Annotated in this window: 17 protein-coding genes and 1 other RNA gene; 5 read left to right on the forward strand and 13 right to left on the reverse strand. The window is 70.4% G+C overall.

Annotated features, from left to right (window positions below; all coding sequences use genetic code 11):
- Positions 1 to 49: 49 nt before the first annotated feature.
- Together gabT and H4281_RS41450 are read left to right on the forward strand one after the other, a co-directional pair.
- Positions 50 to 1405 (forward strand): 4-aminobutyrate--2-oxoglutarate transaminase, encoded by a 1356-nt coding sequence (gene gabT / locus H4281_RS41445; protein WP_182896324.1) that lies wholly within the window; start codon positions 50 to 52, stop codon positions 1403 to 1405.
- A complete protein-coding gene (locus tag H4281_RS41450; RefSeq protein ID WP_182896325.1) occupies positions 1402 to 2829 on the forward strand; it encodes an aldehyde dehydrogenase family protein in 1428 nt (475 codons plus the stop codon). Before gabT ends, H4281_RS41450 begins: the two co-directional genes overlap by 4 nt.
- On the opposite strand, the gene H4281_RS41455 is transcribed toward H4281_RS41450, so the two are convergent.
- Both H4281_RS41455 and H4281_RS41460 read right to left on the reverse strand, forming a co-directional pair.
- On the reverse strand, positions 2810 to 3574 hold the full coding sequence (locus H4281_RS41455; protein ID WP_182896326.1) for a helical backbone metal receptor: 765 nt from the start codon (positions 3572 to 3574) through the stop codon (positions 2810 to 2812). The genes H4281_RS41450 and H4281_RS41455 overlap by 20 nt on opposite strands.
- Entirely contained in the window at positions 3571 to 4989 is a 1419-nt protein-coding gene (locus tag H4281_RS41460) for an RNB domain-containing ribonuclease (RefSeq protein WP_376772023.1), read from the reverse strand. Before H4281_RS41460 ends, H4281_RS41455 begins: the two co-directional genes overlap by 4 nt.
- A gap of 113 nt (positions 4990 to 5102) precedes the next feature.
- Here H4281_RS41460 and H4281_RS41465 point away from each other — a divergent pair, with 113 nt between their 5' ends.
- The gene (locus H4281_RS41465) at positions 5103 to 6062 is read left to right on the forward strand and encodes an ATP-binding protein (protein ID WP_182896327.1); all 960 of its coding nucleotides are present in this window, start codon (positions 5103 to 5105) and stop codon (positions 6060 to 6062) included.
- Between the two features lie 95 nt (positions 6063 to 6157).
- Here H4281_RS41465 and H4281_RS41470 read toward each other — a convergent pair whose 3' ends face one another.
- The 10 genes from H4281_RS41470 to rnpB form a co-directional block, all read right to left on the reverse strand.
- Positions 6158 to 6355, reverse strand: a complete 198-nt coding sequence (locus H4281_RS41470) for a hypothetical protein (protein WP_037815747.1) — start codon at positions 6353 to 6355, stop codon at positions 6158 to 6160.
- Between the two features lie 24 nt (positions 6356 to 6379).
- The gene (locus H4281_RS41475) at positions 6380 to 8503 is read right to left on the reverse strand and encodes a hypothetical protein (RefSeq protein WP_182896328.1); all 2124 of its coding nucleotides are present in this window, start codon (positions 8501 to 8503) and stop codon (positions 6380 to 6382) included.
- Between the two features lie 121 nt (positions 8504 to 8624).
- Entirely contained in the window at positions 8625 to 9623 is a 999-nt protein-coding gene (locus H4281_RS41480; RefSeq protein WP_182896329.1) for a C40 family peptidase, read from the reverse strand.
- Positions 9624 to 9625: 2 nt separating this feature from the next.
- The gene (locus H4281_RS41485; protein WP_182896330.1) at positions 9626 to 10225 is read right to left on the reverse strand and encodes a hypothetical protein; all 600 of its coding nucleotides are present in this window, start codon (positions 10223 to 10225) and stop codon (positions 9626 to 9628) included.
- A 4-nt stretch (positions 10226 to 10229) separates the two neighbouring features.
- Complete coding sequence (locus H4281_RS41490; RefSeq protein ID WP_182896331.1) at positions 10230 to 12308, reverse strand: magnesium transporter; 2079 nt, start codon at positions 12306 to 12308, stop codon at positions 10230 to 10232.
- A gap of 46 nt (positions 12309 to 12354) precedes the next feature.
- Positions 12355 to 15312: an ATP-binding protein gene (locus tag H4281_RS41495; protein ID WP_182896332.1), complete on the reverse strand. Its 2958-nt coding sequence runs from the start codon at positions 15310 to 15312 to the stop codon at positions 12355 to 12357.
- Between the two features lie 3 nt (positions 15313 to 15315).
- Positions 15316 to 15804, reverse strand: coding sequence for a hypothetical protein (locus H4281_RS41500; RefSeq protein WP_182896333.1), 489 nt, complete (start codon positions 15802 to 15804; stop codon positions 15316 to 15318).
- Positions 15805 to 15816: 12 nt separating this feature from the next.
- Positions 15817 to 16083: a hypothetical protein gene (locus H4281_RS41505; protein ID WP_037815757.1), complete on the reverse strand. Its 267-nt coding sequence runs from the start codon at positions 16081 to 16083 to the stop codon at positions 15817 to 15819.
- Positions 16084 to 16553: 470 nt separating this feature from the next.
- Entirely contained in the window at positions 16554 to 17411 is an 858-nt protein-coding gene (locus H4281_RS41510) for an SCO6745 family protein (protein WP_182896334.1), read from the reverse strand.
- A gap of 22 nt (positions 17412 to 17433) precedes the next feature.
- Positions 17434 to 17826: RNase P RNA component class A (gene rnpB / locus H4281_RS41515), an RNA gene on the reverse strand.
- Between the two features lie 111 nt (positions 17827 to 17937).
- On the opposite strand from rnpB, the gene sfnG reads away from it, so the two are divergent.
- Positions 17938 to 19068 carry a dimethylsulfone monooxygenase SfnG gene (gene sfnG / locus H4281_RS41520; RefSeq protein ID WP_182896335.1) on the forward strand — a complete coding sequence of 377 codons (1131 nt, stop codon included), beginning with the start codon at positions 17938 to 17940 and terminating at the stop codon, positions 19066 to 19068.
- A 26-nt stretch (positions 19069 to 19094) separates the two neighbouring features.
- On the forward strand, positions 19095 to 20324 hold the full coding sequence (locus H4281_RS41525; RefSeq protein ID WP_182896336.1) for an SLC13 family permease: 1230 nt from the start codon (positions 19095 to 19097) through the stop codon (positions 20322 to 20324).
- Here the strand turns inward: H4281_RS41525 and H4281_RS41530 are convergent.
- On the reverse strand, positions 20321 to 22066 hold the full coding sequence (locus tag H4281_RS41530; protein WP_182896337.1) for a hypothetical protein: 1746 nt from the start codon (positions 22064 to 22066) through the stop codon (positions 20321 to 20323). The two genes, H4281_RS41525 and H4281_RS41530, sit on opposite strands and share 4 nt — an antisense overlap.
- Positions 22067 to 22206 lie beyond the last annotated feature (140 nt).

A 22206-nucleotide genomic window follows, 5' to 3' on the forward strand; every position in this document is an offset into this window, starting at 1 on the left:
CGCGGTTCTAACCGGGATCAGCACTCACGACCCGCGACGCAGGAGCGGCATGACCACCAGCACCGCCGCCGAGCCGCAGGCTCCGGCACCCCGGCAGCGCAGGCTGCAGACCGAGATCCCCGGCCCCGTCTCCCGGGCGCTGCAAGAGCGCCGCGCGAACGCGGTCGCCGCCGGGGTCGCGTCCACGCTGCCCGCCTACATCACCTCCGCCAGCGGCGGCCTGCTCACCGATGCCGACGGCAACGTGCTGATCGACTTCGGTTCCGGGATCGCGGTGACGAGCGTCGGGCACTCCGCGCCCGAGGTGGTCGACCGGGTACGCGAACAGGCATCGCTGTTCACCCACACCTGTTTCATGGTGACGCCGTACGAGGGTTACGTGGAGGTCTGCGAGGCGCTGGCCGAGCTGACGCCGGGCGACCACGCGAAGAAGTCGGTGCTGTTCAACTCCGGCGCGGAAGCGGTCGAGAACGCGGTGAAGATCGCCCGCACCGCCACCGGTCGCCAGGCCGTCGTGGTGTTCGACCACGCCTACCACGGCCGCACCAACCTGACCATGGGCATGACCGCGAAATCCGTGCCCTACAAGCACGGTTTCGGCCCGTTCGCGCCCGAGGTCTACCGCGTGCCGGGCTCGTACCCGTACCGCGACGGGCTGGCCGGCCCGGAGGCCGCGCGGCAGGCGATCGACCGGATCGAGAAGCAGATCGGCGGCGACCAGGTCGCGGCCGTCGTGCTCGAACCGATCCAGGGCGAGGGCGGGTTCATCGAGCCCGCACCCGGCTTCCTGCCCGCGATTTCCTCGTGGTGCCAGGCGAACGGCGTCGTGTTCGTCGCCGACGAGGTGCAGACCGGCTTCTGCCGCACCGGAAACTGGTTCGCCTCGGAGCACGAGGACGTCGTCCCCGACCTGGTGTGCACGGCCAAGGGCATCGCGGGCGGGCTGCCGCTCGCCGCGGTGACCGGGCGCGCGGAACTGCTCGACGCGGTCGGCCCGGGCGGGCTCGGCGGCACCTACGGCGGCAACCCGATCGCGTGCGCCGCGGCGCTGGGCGCGATCGAGACCATGCGCGAGGACGGCCTCACCGGTTCCGCGAAGCGCATCGAGGAACTGGTGCTGCCGCGGCTTCGGGCGCTGGCCACGGAAACCGGCGTGATCGGCGATATCCGCGGACGCGGGGCGATGCTGGCGGCCGAATTCGTCAAGCCGGGCACGAACGAGCCGGACGCCGACCTCACCAAGCGCATCGCCGCCGCCTGCCACGCGCAGGGTGTCGTGGTGCTGACCTGCGGCACGTACGGCAACGTCGTCCGCCTGCTTCCCCCGCTGTCCCTGTCCAACGAGTTGCTCGACGAAGGCCTCGCCGTTCTCGAGTACGCGATCGCCACGGAGGCCCGCAAGTGACTTTCCCGTTCTGGGTGGCCGGAAAGCCGGTAACCAGCAGCGAAACGACCGTCGTCCGGCATTCGTTCGACGGTTCCGAAGCCGGTTCGCACTACGTGCCCGGACCGTCCGAAGTGGAGGCCGCGGTCCAGGCCGCAGCCGACGTCGCCGACGAGTTCGCGACGCTGCCCGCACACGTCCGCGCGGGCGCGCTCGACCACATCTCGCGGCGGCTTTCCGAACGGACGGAGGAGATCGCGCAGCTGATCACCGCCGAATCGGGCAAGCCGCTGAAGTGGTCGCGCGGCGAGGTCGGCCGTGCGGTGTCGACGTTCCGCTGGGCGTCCGAGGAGGCTCGCCGGTTCTCCGGCGAACTGCAGCGCCTCGACACCGACCCGGGCGGCACCGGACGGCTCGCGCTCGTCCGGCGCGTGCCGCGCGGGCCGGTGCTGGGCATCACGCCGTTCAACTTCCCGTTGAACCTGGTGGCGCACAAGGTCGCCCCGGCCATCGCGGTCGGCGCGCCGATCGTGCTCAAGCCCGCCCCGGCGACGCCGCTGAGCGCGCTGCTGCTCGGCGAGATCCTCGCCGAGACCGATCTTCCGGCGGGCAGCTGGTCGATCCTGCCGCTGGGCAACGAGGAAACCGCCGATCTGGTCAAGGACCCGCGGCTGCCGGTCGTGTCGTTCACCGGCTCGGTGCCGGTCGGCTGGGCGATCCGCGACACCGTGCCGCGCAAGCACGTCGCGCTGGAACTCGGCGGCAACGGTGCGGTGCTGGTCTGTCCGGATTGGACCGATCTGGACTTCGCCGCGCAGCGGATCGCGACGTTCGCCATGTACCAGGCCGGACAGTCGTGCATTTCGGTACAGCGCGTGTACGCGCACACCGACGTCTACGACGAGCTGCAGAAGAAGGTCCTCGAGCAGGTTGCCGCGCTGCGCACCGGAAACCCGCGCGAGGACGGCGTCGACGTGGGCCCGCTGGTCAACGAGGCGGCTGCTTCGCGGGTCGAAACCTGGGTCACCGACGCGGTTGTCGCCGGCGCCAAGCTGCTGGCCGGCGGCGGCCGTTCGGGTGCGACGGTGGAGCCGACCGTGCTCTCCGAGGTTCCCGAGGACGTTTCAGTGATGGCGGACGAGGTGTTCGGCCCGGTGGTTTCGCTGGTCCGGGTGTCCTCTGTGGACGACGGCGTGGAGCGGATCAACGCGTCCCGCTTCGGTTTGCAGACCGGCGTGTTCACCCGCGACCTGCCGACCGCGTTCGACGTGTCGGCACGCCTCAAGGTCGGCGGTGTGCTGGTCGGCGACGTGCCGAGCTTCCGCGCCGACCAGATGCCCTACGGCGGCGTGAAGGACTCCGGCGTCGGACGGGAAGGCCCGGCCGCGGCGATGGCCGACTTCACCGAAGAGCGCGTCACTGTCCTTACTGGATTGACTCTCTGAGCGCCGCGTAGGCGTCCACGAGAGACGGTCCGTACCACGTGAGGTAGCGCCCGGAGATCAGCACCGGGCGCATCTCCGGGAAGAAGCCGGGGCCGTCGTCCTGGGTGAATTCGTACGGCTCGTCGGGCAGTACGACCAGGTCGGCCCCGGTCTTCTGGAGTTCTTCCAGCGAGGGCCGGGGATAACGCTCGGAGTGTCCTGAGTAGACGTTATCGATCCCGACCCGGCGCAGCACGTCACCAGCGAAGGTGTCGCGCCCCAACACGATCCACGGCTTGCGCCACACCGGAATCACCGCGCGATACCGCACCGGCGCTACTTCGCGCCACAGCTCGTCCGCGGTGTCGAGCCATTCCGGTTCGTCAATTCCGTACACCTGGGCGAAAATCCGCCGTAACGATCCCAGCGCGGCAGGCACCGACTCCGCAGCGGCCATGACGAACACCGGGATCCCGTTGGCACGAAGGGTTTCCACGTCCTCCGGCCGGTTCTCCTCGGAGTTCGCCAGCACGAGATCCGGTTCGAGCGCCAGCACCCGGTCGAGTTTCGGATACTTCGACCCGCCGACCCGTGCCACGTCCAGACCCGCCGGATGCGTGCAATAGTCCGTCGCCCCGACCAGCCGCCCCGGCGCGCTCGCCTCGACCGCCTCGGTCAGCGACGGCACCAGCGACACCACGCGCCGCGGCGGGCCCTCGATCGGCACCGGCTCGCCGAGATCATCGACCAGTTCCGCGTTCCTCATACCCGTTCGAACGACACCTTCCGCTGCTCGACGTCCACTTCGGTCAGCCGCACCGCGATCCGCTCGCCCTCCGGGAACTTCTCGCCGGAGCACTTCGCCATCACCGGCGGGTTCTCGACCAGGATCTCCGCCCGCGTCTCGTCCGCGCGCAGCACCACCGCGGTGAACTCATGACCGACATGCTCTGCGAGTACCCACGCTTCGACCTGATCTATGCACGCACGCTCGACCCGCGCGGCCAGACTGTCCGAAGCGGACATATGCGCCGGCACCTCGGACAACGCCTCGCGCACCCACTCCGGCACCTCGCGGCCTGCCGTCACCGCCAAGCACACCTCGGTGCCGAACCGGTCGACCAGCCGCCGAATCGGCGCCGTGACGTGCGCGTACGCCCCGCCGATCCCGGCGTGCGTAGTGACCGCGGGCAATTCCCCGGCGAAGGCCGTGTAACCCGCGCCCCGCAACAACCGCGTGGTGTCCGCGTACAACGCCATCGACGCGGGCTGTCCCGGGTCCAAAGTAGACAGGAACTCGGACACCGTCAGCTCGACCGGCCAAGCCAGCCCGACCGCCGTCGCCGAGCGGCGCAGCCATTCCACCGCGTCCGGCTCCGGGGACGGGAGTGTCCGCAGCACCCCGATCCCGGCGTCGATCATGATCCGCGCGGCCGCCATCCCGGTGAGCAAAGAGATTTCGGCGTTCCACGCGTCGACGACCGTCCGCGGGCGGCGCGCGAGAATCCAGCCGCCGTCGATGTCGCCGCTGATTTCCTGCTCCGGCAGCTGCAATTCGACCGCGCCGCGCCGCACCGCGAGACTCCGCCGCAACCGGCCGAGCTCCGGCAACGCCGCCACCGAGGGATGCGGCCGTCCCGCGTCGAGCGACGACTGGACGCCTTCGTAGTCGAACTGCTCGGTCGAGCGCACCAGCGCCCGCCGAACCCGGGTGGCGGCGATTTCCCCGGCCTCGTCGACGTCGATCGTCCACAGCACCGCCGGCCGGATCTCGCCCGGCAGCAGACTGGCCGCGCCCTCGGACAGCACCGGCGGATGCAGCGGGACGTTGCCGTCCGGGAGATACAGCGTCTGCCCGCGCCGCCGCGCCTCGTGGTCGAGCGCCCCGCCCGGCGGGACGAACGCCGCCAGGTCCGCGATCGCGTACTGCACCCGGAACCCGCTGCCGTTGCGCTCGATCACCATCGCCTGGTCGAGGTCCTTGGACCCGGGCGGATCGATCGTGACGAACGGCAGGTCGGTGGCGTCTTCACGGCCGCCCGCCGACGCGAGCGGATCGAGCACCGCCGTTTCGGCCTCCGCGAGTACCGCGGGCCCGAACGACTCCGGCAGCGCGAACTCCGCCCGGAGACGACCGAAGTCCCCTCCCGACGCTGGTGTCCTCAGCACGAGTGGCGGCACGGTCCAACACTATCCCGCCGAACCGCCGGTGATCGCCCGTTCGGGCGCGGGCCGGTCGGGTGTAGCCTGCCTGGCATTGATAATCGTCTTCATTTTCAGAAGGGGCCGGATCGGTGAAGATCGCGTTCGTCGGCAAGGGCGGCAGCGGGAAAACCACGCTCTCGTCGCTGTTCGTCTCTTATGTGGCCGCTGCGGGCAAACCGGTGCTGGCGATCGACGCCGACATCAACCAGCATCTGGCGGTGGCCCTCGGCGCGACCGAGGAACAGGCGCTGGCGTGGCCGACCCTCGGCGACAACATGCCGCTGATCAAGGAGTACCTGCGCGGGGACAACCCGCGGATCCCCTCGGCCGACGCGATGATCAAAACGACCCCGCCCGGCCGCGGCTCCCGGCTCGTGCGGCCGTTCGAGGACAACCCGATCTTCGACGCCTGCTTCCGCCCGCTCGGCGCCGTCCGGCTGGGCGTCACCGGCCAGTTCGACGAGGACGACCTCGGCGTGGCCTGCTACCACTCGAAGGTCGGCGCGGCCGAACTGCTGCTGAACCACCTGGTGGACGGCACGGACGAGTACGTCGTGATGGACATGACCGCCGGAGCCGACGCGTTCGCCTCGGGCCTGTTCACCCGCTTCGACGTGACGTTCCTGGTGTGCGAACCGACCCTGCGCAGCGTCGGTGTTTACCGTCAGTACGCGGATCACGCCCGGGACTTCGGGGTGCACCTGGTAGCGGTCGGCAACAAGGTCACCGACGGCGACGACGTCGACTTCCTGACCGAGCAACTGGGTTCGGCTCTGCTGGGCTGGATGACGACGTCGAGCCACGTCCGAGCCGCCGAACGCGGAACGACCCGGCCGATCGGCGAACTGGAACCGCGCAACCTGGCGACGCTGGCCGCGATGCAGGACCTGGTGGACACCACGCCGCGCGACTGGAACCGGTACCAGCGGCAGGGCGTGGAATTCCACCTGCGGAACGCGCGGGCCTGGGGCAACGGGCGCGCGGGGACGGATCTGGCGGAGCAGGTGGACCCGGACTTCGTACTGGACCCGGCGCTGGTAGCCGGATAACCGAAGGGTTCTCGCCGCCGACCGGACGCCCAGTCCGGTCGGCGGTTTCCTGCTGCCCGGCTTCCCAGCCTCGCCAGAACTGGTTTTCCCGCTAGTCAGTCGCCGTCCCAGGAGCGGTCGGCGGCGTCGGCTTGCCGGGTGCGTTCGCGGGCGATGTCGAGCGCCCGGCGGGCCGTGGCCTCGTCCGGGTAAGGGCCGAGGAGGTCGACTCCGCGGCTGCGCTCCAGGTGCTCGACTTCGTGGGTGCGGGTGTTGTAGTACCAGCCCTGGTCCGGGTTCGGGTCGTCAGACATGGGTTCAGCCTGACACCTGCCCGCTCACTTGCGCCAGCGGAACGGAACCTCCGTGGGCTGCCCGGTGGGCCCGAAGTCGGCCGGGCCGTCGTCCCTGTGGTCGGGGTGCTCGTCGAACCAGTCGCGGGCGTCCCCGACCGGAATGCCGCGCGGCGGGGTCGCCGCGTCATCCGCCGGGGAGGAAGCGCCGTAATCCGGCACCGGCGGCACCGCTGATTCCTTGCCCGGGAAGACCGGCAGCTCCTCCCGATACGTCCGCGACGGCGGCGGCCCGGCCGGACCAGTCTCCTGCCCCGGGAAGACTGGCAACGGCCGCCCGTCCGGCCCAGTCTCAGCCGACCGGCGGCGGCCGCTGGGCTGCGGCAACTGGAACGGTGCGCCCGCCGCGGGAGGTGGCTGCGCTGGAGGATTCGCGGAGGATTGCGGTACGGCGGGGGCGGGCGGGGTCGCCGACTCCGCACTGGGCGCGGGAGGTGCCGTCGGCTGCACCGGAGGATTCGGAGGCGGGGGCTGCTGCGAAACAGCAGGGCCAGGCGGGTTCACCGACTCCGCGCCGGGCGCGGGAGGTGCCGTCGGCTGCTGCGCCGGAGCGGGCGGGGGCGGCTGCGGCGCGGCAGGAGGGGGCGGATTTGCCGACTCCACGTTAGGAGCGGCAGGAGCCGTCTGCTGCACCGGAGGACTCGCGGCCGGGGTCACCGACTCCGCGTCAGGACCGGCTGGCGGTGACTGGTGCTGCGCAGGAGGGAGCGGTTGTGATGCGGCAGGCGCAGGCGGATTCGCCGACTCCACGTTGAGTGCGGCGGGAGCCGTCGGCTGCACCGGACGATTCGTGGGCGGAACCGGTTGCGGCACACCAGGTGCAGGCGGGTTCATCGGCTCCGCGCCAGTCGCCGACGGAACCTGCGGTACCGGAGGTGCGGGCGGAACCGGTTGCGCCGCACCGGACGCGGGCGGAGGTGCGGGTTCCGCGGTGGGCACCGGCGGAGTGACCGGTTGTTGCACGGGCGGGGTTTGAGCCGCAGGCGCCGGCGGTGTCGCCGGTGCGGGCTGAGCAGGGGGCGAACCCGCGCCGTACTGCTGCGCCCCGGGCTGCGGAGCCTGACTCTGCTGGACCGCCGGGTTCTGCCCATGCCAACCGGACGGCGGGGCCGCCTCATGCCGACCGTGCGGCGGAACAGCCGGATTCCCCTGCTGCGGCAACGGTTCCGCCGGACGTGCGGGCTGACGCGGCTCATGCACGTACGGCTTCGGCTGCCATGCCTGCCTCGCCTGCAACTGCGGATCGACCGGCGTTGGGGCAGCAGGGGGCATCGAGGGCTGCGCGGCGGAGTCGGCCGGTATTGCCGCAGGCGGAGCGGCAGTTTCGGCCGGAGCTTCGACAACCGGACTGGGCTGAGGTGTCTCCTCGGCAGGAACCGAGGCTGTCTCCGGACCAGCGGCTTCCGAGGCCTGCTCAGCTGGCGAAACCGGCGCTTCCGGCGGCGAAGGAGCCTGGGCCGGGCCATTGACTTCCGAAGTACCCGGAGCCGCCGCGGCCTGGACAGGCTTCGGCTGCTTCCCCACCGCCCCCTCAGGAGCCGAAGACCGCCAAACCGGCGCGGGCCCGATATTCATCGGCACCGCCGCGGCCAGCGGCCCCACCGGCGGCGCCTCCCCCGAAGGCACCGGACCAGCCGCAGCCGGACGCGGGATCGGGTCGAGGCAGGACACCAGCACAGTCGTCCGGTCCGGGTCCTGGACCTTCCGGCCGCTCCGTTCCCGGTAGACCATCTCCCCTTCGGCGTCCATCTCCACCAGGTAGCCCGCCTCGGCCAACTGCTCCTCGTCCAGATCCACCAGGCGCTCGTAGCGGGACGGGACCACCCGGTACACCGGCCACGACAACCGGGCGTGCTCGGCATGGAACTGGGCCAGCAAAGCCGCCATCTGCTGTTGCCATGGAAGCGACATGCCCTCGGCCAGGGAACGCGGCAGGACGACGTACCCGCCGTCGACGCCGGGCATTCCCTGGTTCAGCAGGTCCGCCAACGGGGTGCTGGACGCGGGGTGCGCGGACTGGCGCGGCGGCTGCGGTGCGCCGAACAGCGCCGCCGGGTCCTGGGGCTCGCTCTGGCCGGTCTTGCCTCGCTTGCCGAATTTCCGTGCCACGTGTGCCATCCTCTGCCAGCGCGCGGCCACGTGCTCGTGGACAGGCCGCGACTTCGGGGTGAATCCGGACCCGCGGTACTGGGCACCCGCGGGTCAAGAGCCGGTGCCTCCCGCACCCATGCTAGACGCCGGGGCGCACCGCCTGCGGCACGACTTCGTGCTCGTCGAACGAGAACGGGCGCACGTGCACCGGCACGCCGGTCTGCTGGGCCTCGACGATCTTGCCGTCTCCCAGGTACATCGCGACGTGGTGGATGGTCGTCGGGTCGGCCGGGTCGGTGGCGAGGAAAATCAGGTCGCCGGGCTGTGCTTCGCGCACCGGCAGCATCGCGCCTGCCTTGTACTGGTCCTTCGACACCCGCGGCAGGATCACGCCCGCCGACTCGTAGGCGCGCAGCATCAGGCCGGAACAGTCATAGGAATCCGGGCCGGTCGCGCCCCAGATGTAGGGCTTGCCCTGCTCGCCGAGCGCGAACTTGATCGCCTGCGCCGCGGCCTGGCTCGGCGGCAGCGCGGCTCCCATGCCCTGCCCGCAGCCGACCACGTCGGCGATCTGGCCCAGGTTCTGCACCAGCGAGGCCGCCATGGCCTCCCACCGGTGGTAACGGTCCGGGAACCCGGACCGTTCGACCCGCTGCGCGGCGTCGCCGGGGCGCAGGTTCTCCCAGTCCGGGACGCCGAGCAGGACGTCGAAGAATTTGTTGATCGCGTAGTTCGGGTCGGTGACCTGGGCCGCGCTGCCCCAGTTCATCGACGGGCGCATCTGGAAGATGCCGAGCGAATCGCGGTCGCCGTAGTTCACGTTGTGCAGCCGAGATTCGGTCATCCCGGCCTGGATCGCGACCTGCCAGGCGCGCGGCGCGAGGCTGCGCTGCTTGCCGATCGAGATGATCAGCGCGACCGTGTTGCGCGACTCCTGGTCGAGTTCCGCGGCGTCCGCCCCGCCCTGTTCCGGCTGGCCGGGCTGGGTGGGGCCGATCGCGGCGTCGCACGAGGTCAGCGCGATCCCGCCGGCCGCCGCCTGCTGCTGGTCGGTCACCGCTTTCTGCACGACGTTGGTGGTGAGCACCGTGGCGAAAACGGCGGCGATCACCACCGAGACGAGAATGGCCAGCTTCACGGTCAGCTCGCCTGGTCATAGTCCGACACCCGCCATCCCGCGGCGGTTTTGACCACGGTGATGCTGAGTTTCGGACCGTCGGTGGGGACCACGACCTTGACCGAACTGGAGTAGGACTGCGCGACCGTCGGATCTCCGGTGACCTTGGTCGCCGGGATGTTCGCCGGGTCCACAGTGGACATGACGGGGAGGTACTCGTCAGTGGTGAACGCGCGCAACCCGTTGAGCCAGTCGGCGTTCGAGATGCCCGCCGGATGGCGCACCCACGCGGTCGCCCACTGTTTCGCGATGTTCAGCGCGTCCGTGCTCGGGGGCGCCGAGGTCGGGGTGACCAGCGGCTGCGACAGCCGGGTCGGCAGGGTTTCCGTGCTCGGCACCGGGGCCGCGACGCCGGTGTGCGGCCCGGCCGAGGAGTTCGGCGGAGCCGCTCCCGGATGCGCGGACGCCGGTTTGCCCAGGATCTTGGGCAGGCCGACCCCCAGCGCGGTGATCACCACGGCGAGGAACACCAGCGTGCCCACGAGGTGCCGGGGCGAACGGAGCGGGAAGCCCCACAGGCGGCGGTAGACCGCGGTCCGGCCGCGGTTGGTGCGGATCGGCATCGCCTCACCGCCCCATGACCTGGTCGGTGTCGCGGACCTCGATGCCGCGCGACGGGCGGTACAGCACGAACACCGGTTTCCCGGCCACGACCTCGGGATCCACCCGCCGCGGCTGGGCCCGGATGCCCTGCGTCGGCACGGTGAACCCCGGCTGGTCCGGGGCCGGAGCCGAATACCCGCGGTCCGGCGCGCTCATCCGCGACGGGACGACCACCGGTTCCGGTTCGTCGCTCCACCGCCGGTCGGCGACCGGGGACGTGTCGACCTGACGGCTTTCCTTGACCGGCCACCGCGCGCCTGCCATCACGTAGTCGCCGGGCGCACCGGCGACCGGGTGGTACTGGCCGAACGCCGGCGCACCGCCCCCGCCGCCCGCGGGCAGCGCACCCGCGGCGGACTGCGCGGGACCGACCGCGCCCGGCCACGGAGCACCGGACCAGGCCGCGGCGGGCCGAGCCGCCCGGGAGCCGTTGTCGAGCCGCTGCGAGCTGGCGAAAACCGCCGCCTCGGGCCGGTACCGGCCGCCGCCGACGGTCGCGCCGATCGGGCCGCGCTGGTCGCCGTCCACGACGTCGTCGGTGTCGCGGACGTTCTGCCAGAACTGGTCCTGCGGCGTCGGCTCGTTCTTCCGGCGGAACCGGGAGAACAGCCCGCCGCCCGGCGACGGCACCGCGCCGCCGACCATGCTGACCGACATCTCGACCATCTGCCACAGCCGCCGCACCGGGCGTCCGACGAGGAACAGCAGCACGGTGATGAGCCCGGCGAGAACCATCTTGGTCAGCAGGTTGAGCCCGTCGCCCGCGGCGAAGATCGCCTGCAGCAGCAGCGCGTGCACGCCGGCCAGCACCGACAGCACGACCAGGTTGAACGCGATGCCGCCGGCGACCTTGAGCACGCGGCGCAGGATCTCCGGGTTCAGCAGCGCGACCAGGCCGATCAGCGGCGCGGTGAGCGCGAACAGGCGGATCAGCACCTGCGCGAGCAGCACGGACGCCTTGGCCAGCAACTGGAAAAGCGAGTAGACGAGGCTCTGGCCCAGTGCGAGGAACCCGGCGCCGGTGCGGCCGCCTGCCTCGCCGGTGAAGTAGCCGGTGGCGGGGCCGAGTTTCGTGGAGATGTCCTTGAAGGCGGCCTTCTTGGCGTCGACGACGTTTTGCTTGCCGTCGTCGCCGTTCACCAGCTGATCACGGGTGAACGCCTGCGCGTCCAAAAGCGGCCTGCCGTATTGCTGGGCCTGTGGAGCGGTCGGCGAGCCGAACTCGCCGCGCAGCCAGTTGTCGTAGACGACCTGGTTGTGCAGGTCCGTGGGCAGGATGTCGCGCACGATCCGGTCCTGCGACGAATCGACGAATCCGGCCTGGATGTTCGTGGTGGTCTGGACGATCGCTTTGTCGATCGGATCGAAATATCTCAGCATCGCCAGCGAGGACGCCGCCAGCCAGACCCCGGCCATCGCGTAGAGCGCCCGCTTGCTGACCCCGGCGAGATCGCCGCGCCAGATATTGCGGAACAACATGATCGACAAGATCAGCGCGACCAGGCCGAACAGCTGCGCGTAGATGTTGTTGTAGACCTTTTCCGCACCCGACTTGACCGCGTTGTAAATCGGGTTCAGCAATCCGCCCTCGAGGACGGTGTAGTGCAGCGAGTTCGTGGCGCCGACGATGTTCTTGCCGACGTTGAACAGCTGGTTCCCGGCCCAGGTGTCGATGGTCGAACTGGGGGACGCGATCGCGGAAAGCGCGGTGCAGTTGGTCTGGTAGGTGTTCCAGACCATGCCCGCGTAGCTGTAGTCGATGTAGGCGCTTTGCGGCTCGCCGTGTCCCTCCGGCGGGTCGAGCGCCCCGACCATGCCCGCCCCCGGCCGCTCCGGGTTCGGCGATTCACCACAAGCCGCCGCGTTCGCCGACGGGGCGAACAGCACCGTCTGCAGCCCGATCACCGCCACCACGGCCAGCAATGACGCCCGCCTGCTCGGACGGCGGCCGCCCTGCTTCGGGCCTTCCTTGACGCGTTTGCGCAGCGTGTGCCAGCCGGCGGCGAACGCGAGGACGGACGCCAGCGTGAAGACGGTGTTCACGCAGGCCTCCTCACGGCCGGCGCGGGCCGGCCCGGATCACCGGGGTTCATGCGGCATCCCTGCCGGTGCCGCCGCCCTTGCCGCCGGCGCGGGCGTGCCGGTCCTCCTGCCGTCCGTTGCGCACTGCACCCTCCACCTCGCCGGTCTCGGACGCGAGCGGGTCCGGCGAGCCCAGCAGCTGCTCGTCGGCGAGCCCGACCTCGAGTTCCGCTTGGAGTTCGAAGTCGTGTTCCAGCTCGTCGTCCTCCGGTGGGGCGGGGACGTGCGGCTTGGGCTCGTCCTCGTGGGGTACCACGAGTTCCTTGCCGGATTTGCCGCGCGCGTCGGGCGAGCCAGGGGTGGTGTCCATGGCCGCGCGCAACGAGTCGAGATGCGGGCCGGAGAAGTCGACGCGGATGCGTTCCACTCCGCCGGCTCCGTCGCCGAAGATGAACTGCCGGGGTTCCATGTCGCGTTCCAGCCCGCGCTGGGCGCCCGGGCGGCGGCCGAGCGCGGCGACGACCTGCTCGTAGCCCACGCCGACCGGCACCTTCAGCAGCCGCAGCGCGTCCGCCTGGGCGTCGTCGTCGTCGAGCCTGCCGACGAACACCGAGTCCAGCAGCGCCACGAAACCCTGGATCTTCAGGAAGTCCGCCGGGATCTGCGACGACAGCAGCACCCGGACGTTCCACTTCCGCGAGTCACGCGCGAACCGGTTCATCAGCACGCGCCCGGTCGGCACCTCGGACAGGAAGAACGCCTCGTCGATCCAGACGCCCTTGCGCAGTTCCTTCGGCTTCTCGTACACCGACCGCTGGGTCAGCCACGCCGCGAGGTTCAGCATTTCCACGCCGAGCGATTCGGCGTCGGTCCAGTACTCGCGCGGCACGCCGTCCTTCGGCAGGGTCAGCCCCGCCATGGTCAGCACGGTCATCCGGTCGTCGCGGGTCTCGGCGTACGGGTCCGCGTCGGTTTCCGGGATCAGCAGCGCCATCCGCTCGCGCATTTCGTCCAGGAAGTCCGCGACCACGACCGCGTGCTCGTGGTGCTCGCTCGAATCCCGCCGCAGCGCGTCGATGACCTGGCCGGGGTCGGCGTCGAACCGGCCGCCGACCGCGCGCACCGCGCGCAGCAGCACGATCCGGGTCTGCGCCATCCGCGACACCTCGTACGGCAGCACGCCGGTGAGCACGTCGAGCACGAGGCGGCGCCGGGTCGCCCCGGCCAGCGCCTTTTCGCGCCGCCACGAGCGTTCCGGGTCCTCCTCGTCCATGAAGTGCTCGATCAGCGGATCGGCGACCACGCGGTACGGGTTGAGGATGCCCGGCTGGGCGTTGAGCAGGTTGATCGGCCGCGCGTACGGCCGGATCTCCGGCAGTTCGCACAGCCGCGACAGCGGGCCGGACGGGTCGAGGATCGTCCAGTGCGCCCCGGCGCGCAGCGTCTTGTAGACGATGCCGCCGCCGAGGAACGACTTGCCGCCGCCGAGACCGGCGACCATCGCGGTGAGGCCCGATCCGTCGCGGATTTCCTGCGCCATCCACGGATCCCAGGCCACCGGCCGCCGCGTCGCGGTGACGGTTTCGCCGAGCAGGATGCCGCGCCGGTCGCCGACCTCCGCGGTCGCGGTGGGCACCGCCGAAGCCGTCCACACCACCGAACCGCGGCGCATGTACGCGCCGGAGGCCAGCGGCTCGCCCGGGATGAACTCCCTGGCCATCGCGTACTGCGCTTCCGGATGCTCGATGGCGATCTTCGGCTTGTACAGATCCAGCAGCTGCTGGGCCAGCCGCAGCGCGTCGCGCTCGGTCGGGCCGGACACCGCGAGGCGCCACCACGACCGCACGCGCGTGGCCAGCGCGGTGAAGCCCGACGTCATCTCGTCGTCGATCTCCAGCACCCGGCCCGCTTGCCGGGCCAGCGACTGAGGCGGCTCCAGCTCGTGCTCGTCGGTGTAGTGCTTGACCTGCGAGCGGACCTTGTTCATCTGCCGCTGCAGCTCGCCGGAGACCTCTTCCGGACGCCGCACGTAGATCCGCGCGGACACCTCGACCGCCGCGGGCAGCCGGTCCGCGTGCTGGATCCACGGGTCGTCGACCTCGGGGATTTGCAGCCCGTGCATCTGGCCGACGGTGAGCACCGCGAGATGCCGCGACACACCGGCGTTGGACCCGGTCCGGCCGCGCACGGTGACCGTGGGCGCGTACGGGTCGGCGTGGAAATCAGCCGCGTCGGTGAAGCTGGCGAGGTCCTCGGGCTCCCACGCCGCGCCCGGCACCGCGGGCATGTTCCGCGGCGCGGGCAGGCCGAGCGAGCACGAACGGTGCATCAGCCAGGACATCTCCTCGGCGTGCACCGGGCGACCTTCCAGCCCGGCGCTGCCGATGACCTGGTCGAGGTGCTCGATCTCGGAGTCGAGCGCGGCCAGTTCGGCGTCGACCGCCTCGGGCAGGATCCGGCGCAGCACCGGCGCGGCGCGTTCGACCGCGCGGTCCACCATGCGCCGGGTCTGCACCTGGACGCCGAGGTAGACCTCTTTTTCCGCCATCGAGCGGCCCATCAGCTGCTGCTGCTCGCCGATCAGGTAGTCGTCGAACGACAGCGCGCCCGGCACGTCGTTCGGCCTGCCGACCGCGTTGTGCACATGCGCCTCGGCCCACATCCGGATCGGGTACGGCCGGTTCGTGACGCGCAGGTGCAGCCAGCGGCCCTGCAGTTCGGCGTACTGGCCCGCGATGGCCGCGATCAGGTCGCGGCGCTGCGAATCGGAACGGAACGACCAGCGCTGCGGCGCGAGCCGGTACCAGGCGTACACCTCGTACCCGGTGCGCAGCAGATGCCCGTCGATGCTGCGCGCGGCGATCGACGGCGTGTACGCCGGTATCGCCTGCTCACCGGGCAGCCTGCGGCCCTTGCCGCCGGACTTGCTGCCGCCGGACGGCGGACGGCCCTGCGGGGGCGCGTTCCACGCACCGGCAGGGACGTCTTGCTCCCGCTTCCCTCGGCTTCCGCCGCGACCGAACAACGACTACCTCCCGGCCCGAGCCGCGGGGCGGCTCCGGCGCGCTCGTGGTGCTCCCTGTTTCCCGGCACTCGTGCCTGCGCCGCGACGCGGGTCGCGGTGCTGGTACTGCCGCCTTCTCTTGTGCTTCGGCAGCGGGCGCTCCGCCCGCACCCGGACCCGGCTGGCGCTCACCGCGCCGCCCGCGCCCGAGGTCCGCTCCCTCGGCGTGCGCAGTTCCTGGCCCGCCATCGCGATCACCGCGCCCAGCGGGCGCTCGTGGCTGATCTTGGCGGTGATCAGCCTGGTGATCACGATCGTGGCCACGAACGCCCACGCCGTGGAGAAAAACCCGAAACTCCAGCCGACCCACCGCTCCACGGTGAGCACGACCAGGAAGACCGGAATGCCGACGAGCCATGCCACATATCGGGCTCGCCAGGGAAAAGTCGCCTTCGGCGGGCCGAGCCACACGGCATCGACCCGGTACACCTCGTCATCGGTCCTGATCCGCACGCCTGCCCCGCCTCAGCCGGTGAACAGGCCGGCGATCCACTGGCCCACGTTCACGCCCGCGCCGCTGACCGCGAGCCCGATGATCGCGAGCGCGATGACCACGCCGGCGAGCCGCCGCATGACCCCCGCGTTGTCGCCCTTGCCGCCGCCGAGCCACAGCAGCAGCAGGGCCACCGCGAGCAGCACGAGCGGGATGATGTTGTCGAGCAGCCAGGTCCGGACGTTGCCGGTGCTGAGCCCTTCGGCCACAAACGTCTCGAGGGCGGTCATGCTGGTCATCGCGATACTCCCGGTGCACGGCGGGCGCCGCGCTGTTCTGGCTTCGGCGAAGCTACGAACACCATCATGGCGTTACAAGGGGTAATGGTCAAAGCGCGCTGCGTAGATGTCGACTTGTGGTCAATGGGCGGGTACTGCGGTCCGATGGTCAGGATTCCTCGCCCTCCATCATCGTGGCAAGGGTGCTCCGGAATAACCCAAGCCACCCGGATTGCGCAGTCTTCCGGCGGTGCGGCTCCGCGAAACGTGCGGCGCTCACTCTCGGTGCGCCCCGGACCGGCGTGTCGGGCAGGCACCAGTGTGGCATGCCCCGATCGGCGTTCCGCCGCGAGTCCGGTGAGTGACAACCGGACTGGAAAACAATCTGGAATTGATCACTCTCTGATGCGATAACGGTCACCATCACGTCCGATGTGCGCATTTGTTCACTACAAAGCGTGATCCCGGGCAGTTCCGGACCGTCTCCCGGATCAGACCCGGAACGCCGCGCTCGGGATCGCACCCGCTTCGATCACCCGGCGGCTGAGCGGAGCGCACAGCTGCTCCAGCCGGGCCGCCTTCTCCTCGCCGAGGTGCTGCCACGGACCCTCCGCCGCCGCGTTCGTCGCCAGCTCGACGCGTTCGCGGAACGCCAGTCCGCGTTCGGTGAGCGCGCCGTCCGCGCCGAGGATTCCGTCGGCGGTCAGCCGGGCGGCGGCCGCGTCCCATTCCTCGTCGCTCCAGCCGCGGGTGCGCTTGGCGGTGTCCGGCGGGGTGCCGTTCGTGGTCGCGCTGTGCGTGACCAGCGCTTCGAGACCGGGCAGGCCATTCGCGGTCAGCGCCGCGACGTGCCCGTCTCCTCGGTGCTCGCGCAGCAGGGTGACCGCGTGCCAGAGCGCGAGGTGCGGTTGTTCAGGCCAATCCAGGTCCGCGTGCGCGGCGTAGAGCGGACGCCCTTCCGGACGGCAGCCCCCGGTGGCTTCCCTGGCGAGCTCGGCCGCTTCGGCGACCTCTGCGGACGCGAGCGTCTCCTCGCCGAACAGCCTGCGGTAGATCTCGTCGACGGCGGTGAGCCGGGCTTCCAGCACGGCTTCGGGGCTGGCGATCGTCCACACGCGCGGGACGAAGTGGGCGATCAGGCTGGGGCTGAAGCTGTAGAAGGTGGCGGTGACTGTGCCCGGCCCGACCGCGCCCATCGCCGCGGCGCGGCTGGCGAAGTAGGTCATCGACCCCGGTTTGAGCCCGGCGGCGGCGAGCCGCTGCTGCGTCTCCGGCGCGAAGTAGACGGGAGCGTGCAGAGCGTCGAAGGTGGTCCGGAAGGCGACAGCGGCGGCGACGGCTTGACCCATGCGCCCGATCGTAGCGATCGGGCGGACGAGCTGGCATGTAAGCCGGATCCTGTTCCCGGGCCGCCTCGCGGCGGACCGGGCGACGGTCATCCATCTCGGCCTGCCGTCGCCGGCAGGCTCCAGCGGCCTACCCGCAGGCATCGGGCGGGCCGCCCTCGATCGCCTGCGCAGGAGCGAACTCCCTCTTGGCCTTGCTCCGGGTGGGGTTTACCGAGCCATCCCGGTCACCCGGGATGCTGGTGGTCTCTTACACCACCGTTTCACCCTTACCCCCGCCGTGAGACGGGGGCGGTCTGTTTTCTGTGGCACTGTCCCGCGGGTCGCCCCGGGTTGCCGTTAGCAACCACCCTGCCCTGCGGAGTCCGGACTTTCCTCGGACCGGGAGAACCCGGGCCGCGACCGTCCTGCCAGCTCGTCCGCCGAAACAGCGTACCCGGGAGCACGCGCGGCCCCGGGCACCGGCTGGCACATTCCACCGCGTGGACGCGCGTTGACCCTCTTTCCGGCCGCTGTTTCACTCCCCGGCATGACCGCACCTGAACTCTCCGAACCCTTGAAATTCGCTTACTGGGTCCCGAATGTGAGCGGCGGCCTGGTCACCAGCGACATCGAACAGCGCACCGATTGGGGCTACGAGTACAACCGCGACCTGGCCGTGCTCGCCGAGAACAACGGCTTCGACTACGCGCTCACCCAGGTCCGCTACACCGCCAGCTACGGTGCCGCCTACCAGCACGAATCCACTGGTTTCAGCCTGGCGCTGCTGCTCGCGACGCAGCGGCTGAAGGTCATCGCGGCCGTCCACCCCGGACTGTGGCAGCCGGGTGTGCTGGCGAAATTCATCGCCAGCGCGGACGTCATCTCCGGCGGCCGGGCCGCGGTGAACGTGGTCAGCGGCTGGTTCAAAGACGAGTTCACCGGACTTGGCGAACCGTGGCTCGAACACGACGAGCGTTACCGCCGCTCGGAAGAATTCATCCGCGTGCTCAAGCAATTGTGGACCGACGACCACGCCGAGTTCGGCGGCGACTTCTACCGGATCCGCGATTTCGACATCAAACCTAAACCGGTCGCCGGTCCGGGACGGCCGCATCCGGAAGTCTTCCAGGGCGGCAACTCCACCGCGGCGCGCAAGCTGGCCGGTCGCGTTTCGGACTGGTATTTCAGCAACGGCAAGGATTTCGCCGGGTTCAGCGAACAGGTCGACGAGGTGCGCGGGTACGCCGCGGAGAACGACCACGCGGTGCGCTTCGGGCTCAACGGGTTCGTGATCGCCCGCGAGACCGAAGCCGAGGCGCGCGAGGTGTTGCGGGAGATCGTGGCGAAGGCGAACGTGCCCGCCGTCGAAGGATTCCGCTCGGCGGTCAAGCAGGCCGGGAAGTCCACTTCGGACGCCAAGGGCATGTGGGCGGATTCGGAGTTCGCGGACCTGGTGCAGTACAACGACGGGTTCCGGACCGGGCTGATCGGGACGCCGGAGCAGATCGCGGACCGGGCGATCGAGTACAAAAAGCGCGGCGCGAACCTGTTGCTGCTCGGGTTTCTGCACTATCTGGAGGACGTCGAGCACTTCGGCCGGGAGGTGCTGCCGGTGATCCGGGAGAAGGAGCGGGTGCTCGACCGCGGCGCGGGAGTCCCGGAACCGGCGGGGATCTGAGTTCTCGCGGCGGCTAGCGTTCGGGGGTGAACGGTGCCCTCTCCTTGCTGCTTCTGGCCGGAACGCTGTGGTTCGCCATGGCGCGTCCGCGCGGCCTGCCGGAAGCTGTCTTCGCGGTCCCCGCCGCCGGTGTCGCCCTCGCGCTCGGCCTGACTTCGCCGCACGAAGCGGGCGAGCGGGTCGTCCAGATGCTGCCGACGATGGGCTTTCTCGCAGCGATCCTGCTGGTCAGCCATCTCGCCGCGGCGGAAGGCGTCTTCACCTGGCTAGGCGCCGAACTAGCCGAGATCTGCCGCGGACGACAACCTCGGCTCCTGCTGCTCACCTTCGCCGCGGCAGCGATCGTCACCGCCGTTCTCAGCCTCGACGCCACTGTCGTCCTGCTGACCCCGGTTGTCCTCGCCACCGCCGCGGAGCTGAAACTCACCGCGCGACCGCACGTCTACGCGTGCGCGCACCTGGCCAACTCGGCTTCCACGCTGTTCCCGGTCTCGAACCTGACGAACCTGCTCGCGTTCACCGCTTCCGGCCTCACCTTCGCCGGTTTTACCGCGTTGATGGCGCTGCCCTGGCTGGTCACGCTCGCCGTCGAACTCGCCGCGTTCGCCTGGTTCTTCCGCAAGGACCTCCGCGAACCGCCTAGCACTCGTCAGCCCGAACACCGTCGCGCACCGGTTTTCACCCTCATCGTGCTGGCGGTCATGTTGGTCGGCTTCGCGACGGGACAGCTGGTGCACGTCGAGCCGGTTTGGATCGCCGCGCTGACCGCGCTCGTCCTCGCCGCGAAAGCCTTGGCGGAGCGGAAGATCCGGCCCTGGCAGGTGGTCACCGAGGCGTCCCCGATGCTGGTGCTCTTCGTGCTCGCCCTCGCCGTGGTGGTCGAAGCAGTCGACGAGCATGTCCTTGGCGGCCTGCTGCGCAGTCTCCTGCCGACGACCGCCGGGCTGCCCGAACTGCTCCTCGCCGCGGCCATCGCGGCCGTGCTGGCGAACGTCGTCAACAACCTGCCCGCGACGCTGATCCTGCTGTCGGTCCTCGGCCCGCACCCGAATCAGGGCGTGCTGCTCGCCGTGCTGCTGGGCGTGAACATCGGTCCGAACGCGACTTATCTCGGTTCGCTGGCGACGCTGTTGTGGCGACGGGTTGTCGTCCGGCATGGACAGCATCCGCCGGTGAGCGAATTCCTGAAGCTCGGGGCGCTCACGACACCGCTGTCGTTGGCAGCGGCGACGTGTGCACTGTGGCTAGCCCGCTAACCCCGAGGCGCGATCGTGCTCCCCCGGGACAACGTCGGCCCACAGTCGTCCAGCCCGTCCCCGAACCGCTGCGCCTCGACGTTCATCATCGTCACCTGCGCGTAGTGCTGAACCGCCGCGAGCTTCGCCGGATCGGTCACCGCGTCCTTGCGGACGAAGTCGCCGTTGCGCTTCCCCGGACCGGGGTAGACGAGGATCGGCAGGTAGTCCCGGTCGATGCGCGGGTCGACGGTGATGCCGTTGCCGTCCGCCCACGGGCCCCACGAGTGGATGAACGTCGGCTTGACCGTGTCGAACACGTAGTCGCGCAGGCCGGCGATGTCTTCCTTGTGCGTGAGGTCCGCGATCGGCGCGTTGACCAGGCCGGCCATGTCGACCAGGTCGAGCCTGCTGGTCATCGACGAGCCGCCGAGGTCCGGCAGGAGCAGCGACGCCTGCTGGAGGCCGAGCATGTCCGCGTAGGTGTTGAAGCCGCGGCCGAAGCGGTCGGCGATCAGGCAGGCCGGCACGGTCGGGCTCTTGACGAATTCCTCGTCGTGGCCCGCGAAGCCGATCGCCGACGGGACCGCCGCGGCCACCAGCACGAGCGCCGCGACCGCACGCCACTGCACCTTCGGCAGCGAACGCACGAACTCGGCGAAGGCCATGACGCCGCACAGCGTGCCGAGCACCCACACGGGCGTCGCGAAGCGGTACTGGGCCATCCAGTCCGGAACCATCACGCCGTACGCGATCACGCCGAGCGCGAGCGGCGTGACCAGTCCGATCAGCGGACGCCGCCACGGCGCCTTGACCAGCGCCCACACCACCACGGCGAGCAGCACGAGCGTCAGCGCGATGCCGAGGTACTCCACCAGCTGGTGCGGCCGGATGATCGAGCCGAACGTCGGCAGGCCCTGCTTCTTGGCGACCGACGGGTTGGCCAGCAGCCGGTGGAATTCCGTGTAGCGCCAGACGACGTAGCCGCCGAACAGCACGGCGAACGCCGCGATGGACACCAGCGCGGACCGGAAGCTGGGCCAGAATCCCTCGCGTTTCACGCCGAAGAGCAGGACGATCGGGTACGCGCTGGCGTAGATCAGGCCTTCCGGCCGGGTCAGCGCGGCCGCGGCGACGAGCACGCCCGCGACGGTCGCGACCTTGAACGACAGCGAGTTTTCCTTGCGCAGCGCGGTGAACAGCAGCGCGGCCAGCGCGGTGGTGAGGAACGCGAACAGCGAGTTCTCGAGACCGGAGACCACCCAGATCACGAACGACGGGATCGCCGCCAGCCCGAGGCCGGTCGCCAGCGTGATCGCCCACGCGTGCCTGCGGAACACCTGCCGCGCCACCAGGTGGCACAGCACCAGGATGCCCGCGGTGAAGAACAGGCCGAGCAGCTTCGGGAACAGCACGTAGTCCGGGATGCCGAACAGCAGGCCCTTGTCGAACAGTCCGACGACCTTGCCCAGCGCGAGCAGGATCATCCAGGTCGGATCCGAGAAGCCTTCCACCGGCGGCTGGCCGGGGGCCAGCACCGGGCCGAGTCCTTCGGCGACGCTGCGCGAGTAGGAGAACGTGATGGCCGCGTCGTCGACGATCCAGTGCCCGTAGCGGGTGGCGTGCCAGGCGACCGCGGCCACGCCGGCCAGCACCGCCAGCGTCGACGCCAGCCAGCTGAGCTTGAACCGCGCCGGCGGATCGGTCGTCTTCTCCCCCGGCAGGTCGGGCTCGGATACTGCGGTGAGTGCGCTAGCCGTCATGTCCTCGTCACTGTTTCCACTTGCGGATGCTGCCGAAGAAACGCACGAGCCTGCGCCCCCCTTGAAGTCCCGGCCGGGACCTGCGCCGCGGCGCCGCGGTCGACACCGCACTCTAGCCAATACCTCATTCGGGCCGTTTC

The organism is Amycolatopsis dendrobii (assembly GCF_014145675.1).
Taxonomy (GTDB): Bacteria; Actinomycetota; Actinomycetes; order Mycobacteriales; family Pseudonocardiaceae; genus Amycolatopsis; species Amycolatopsis dendrobii.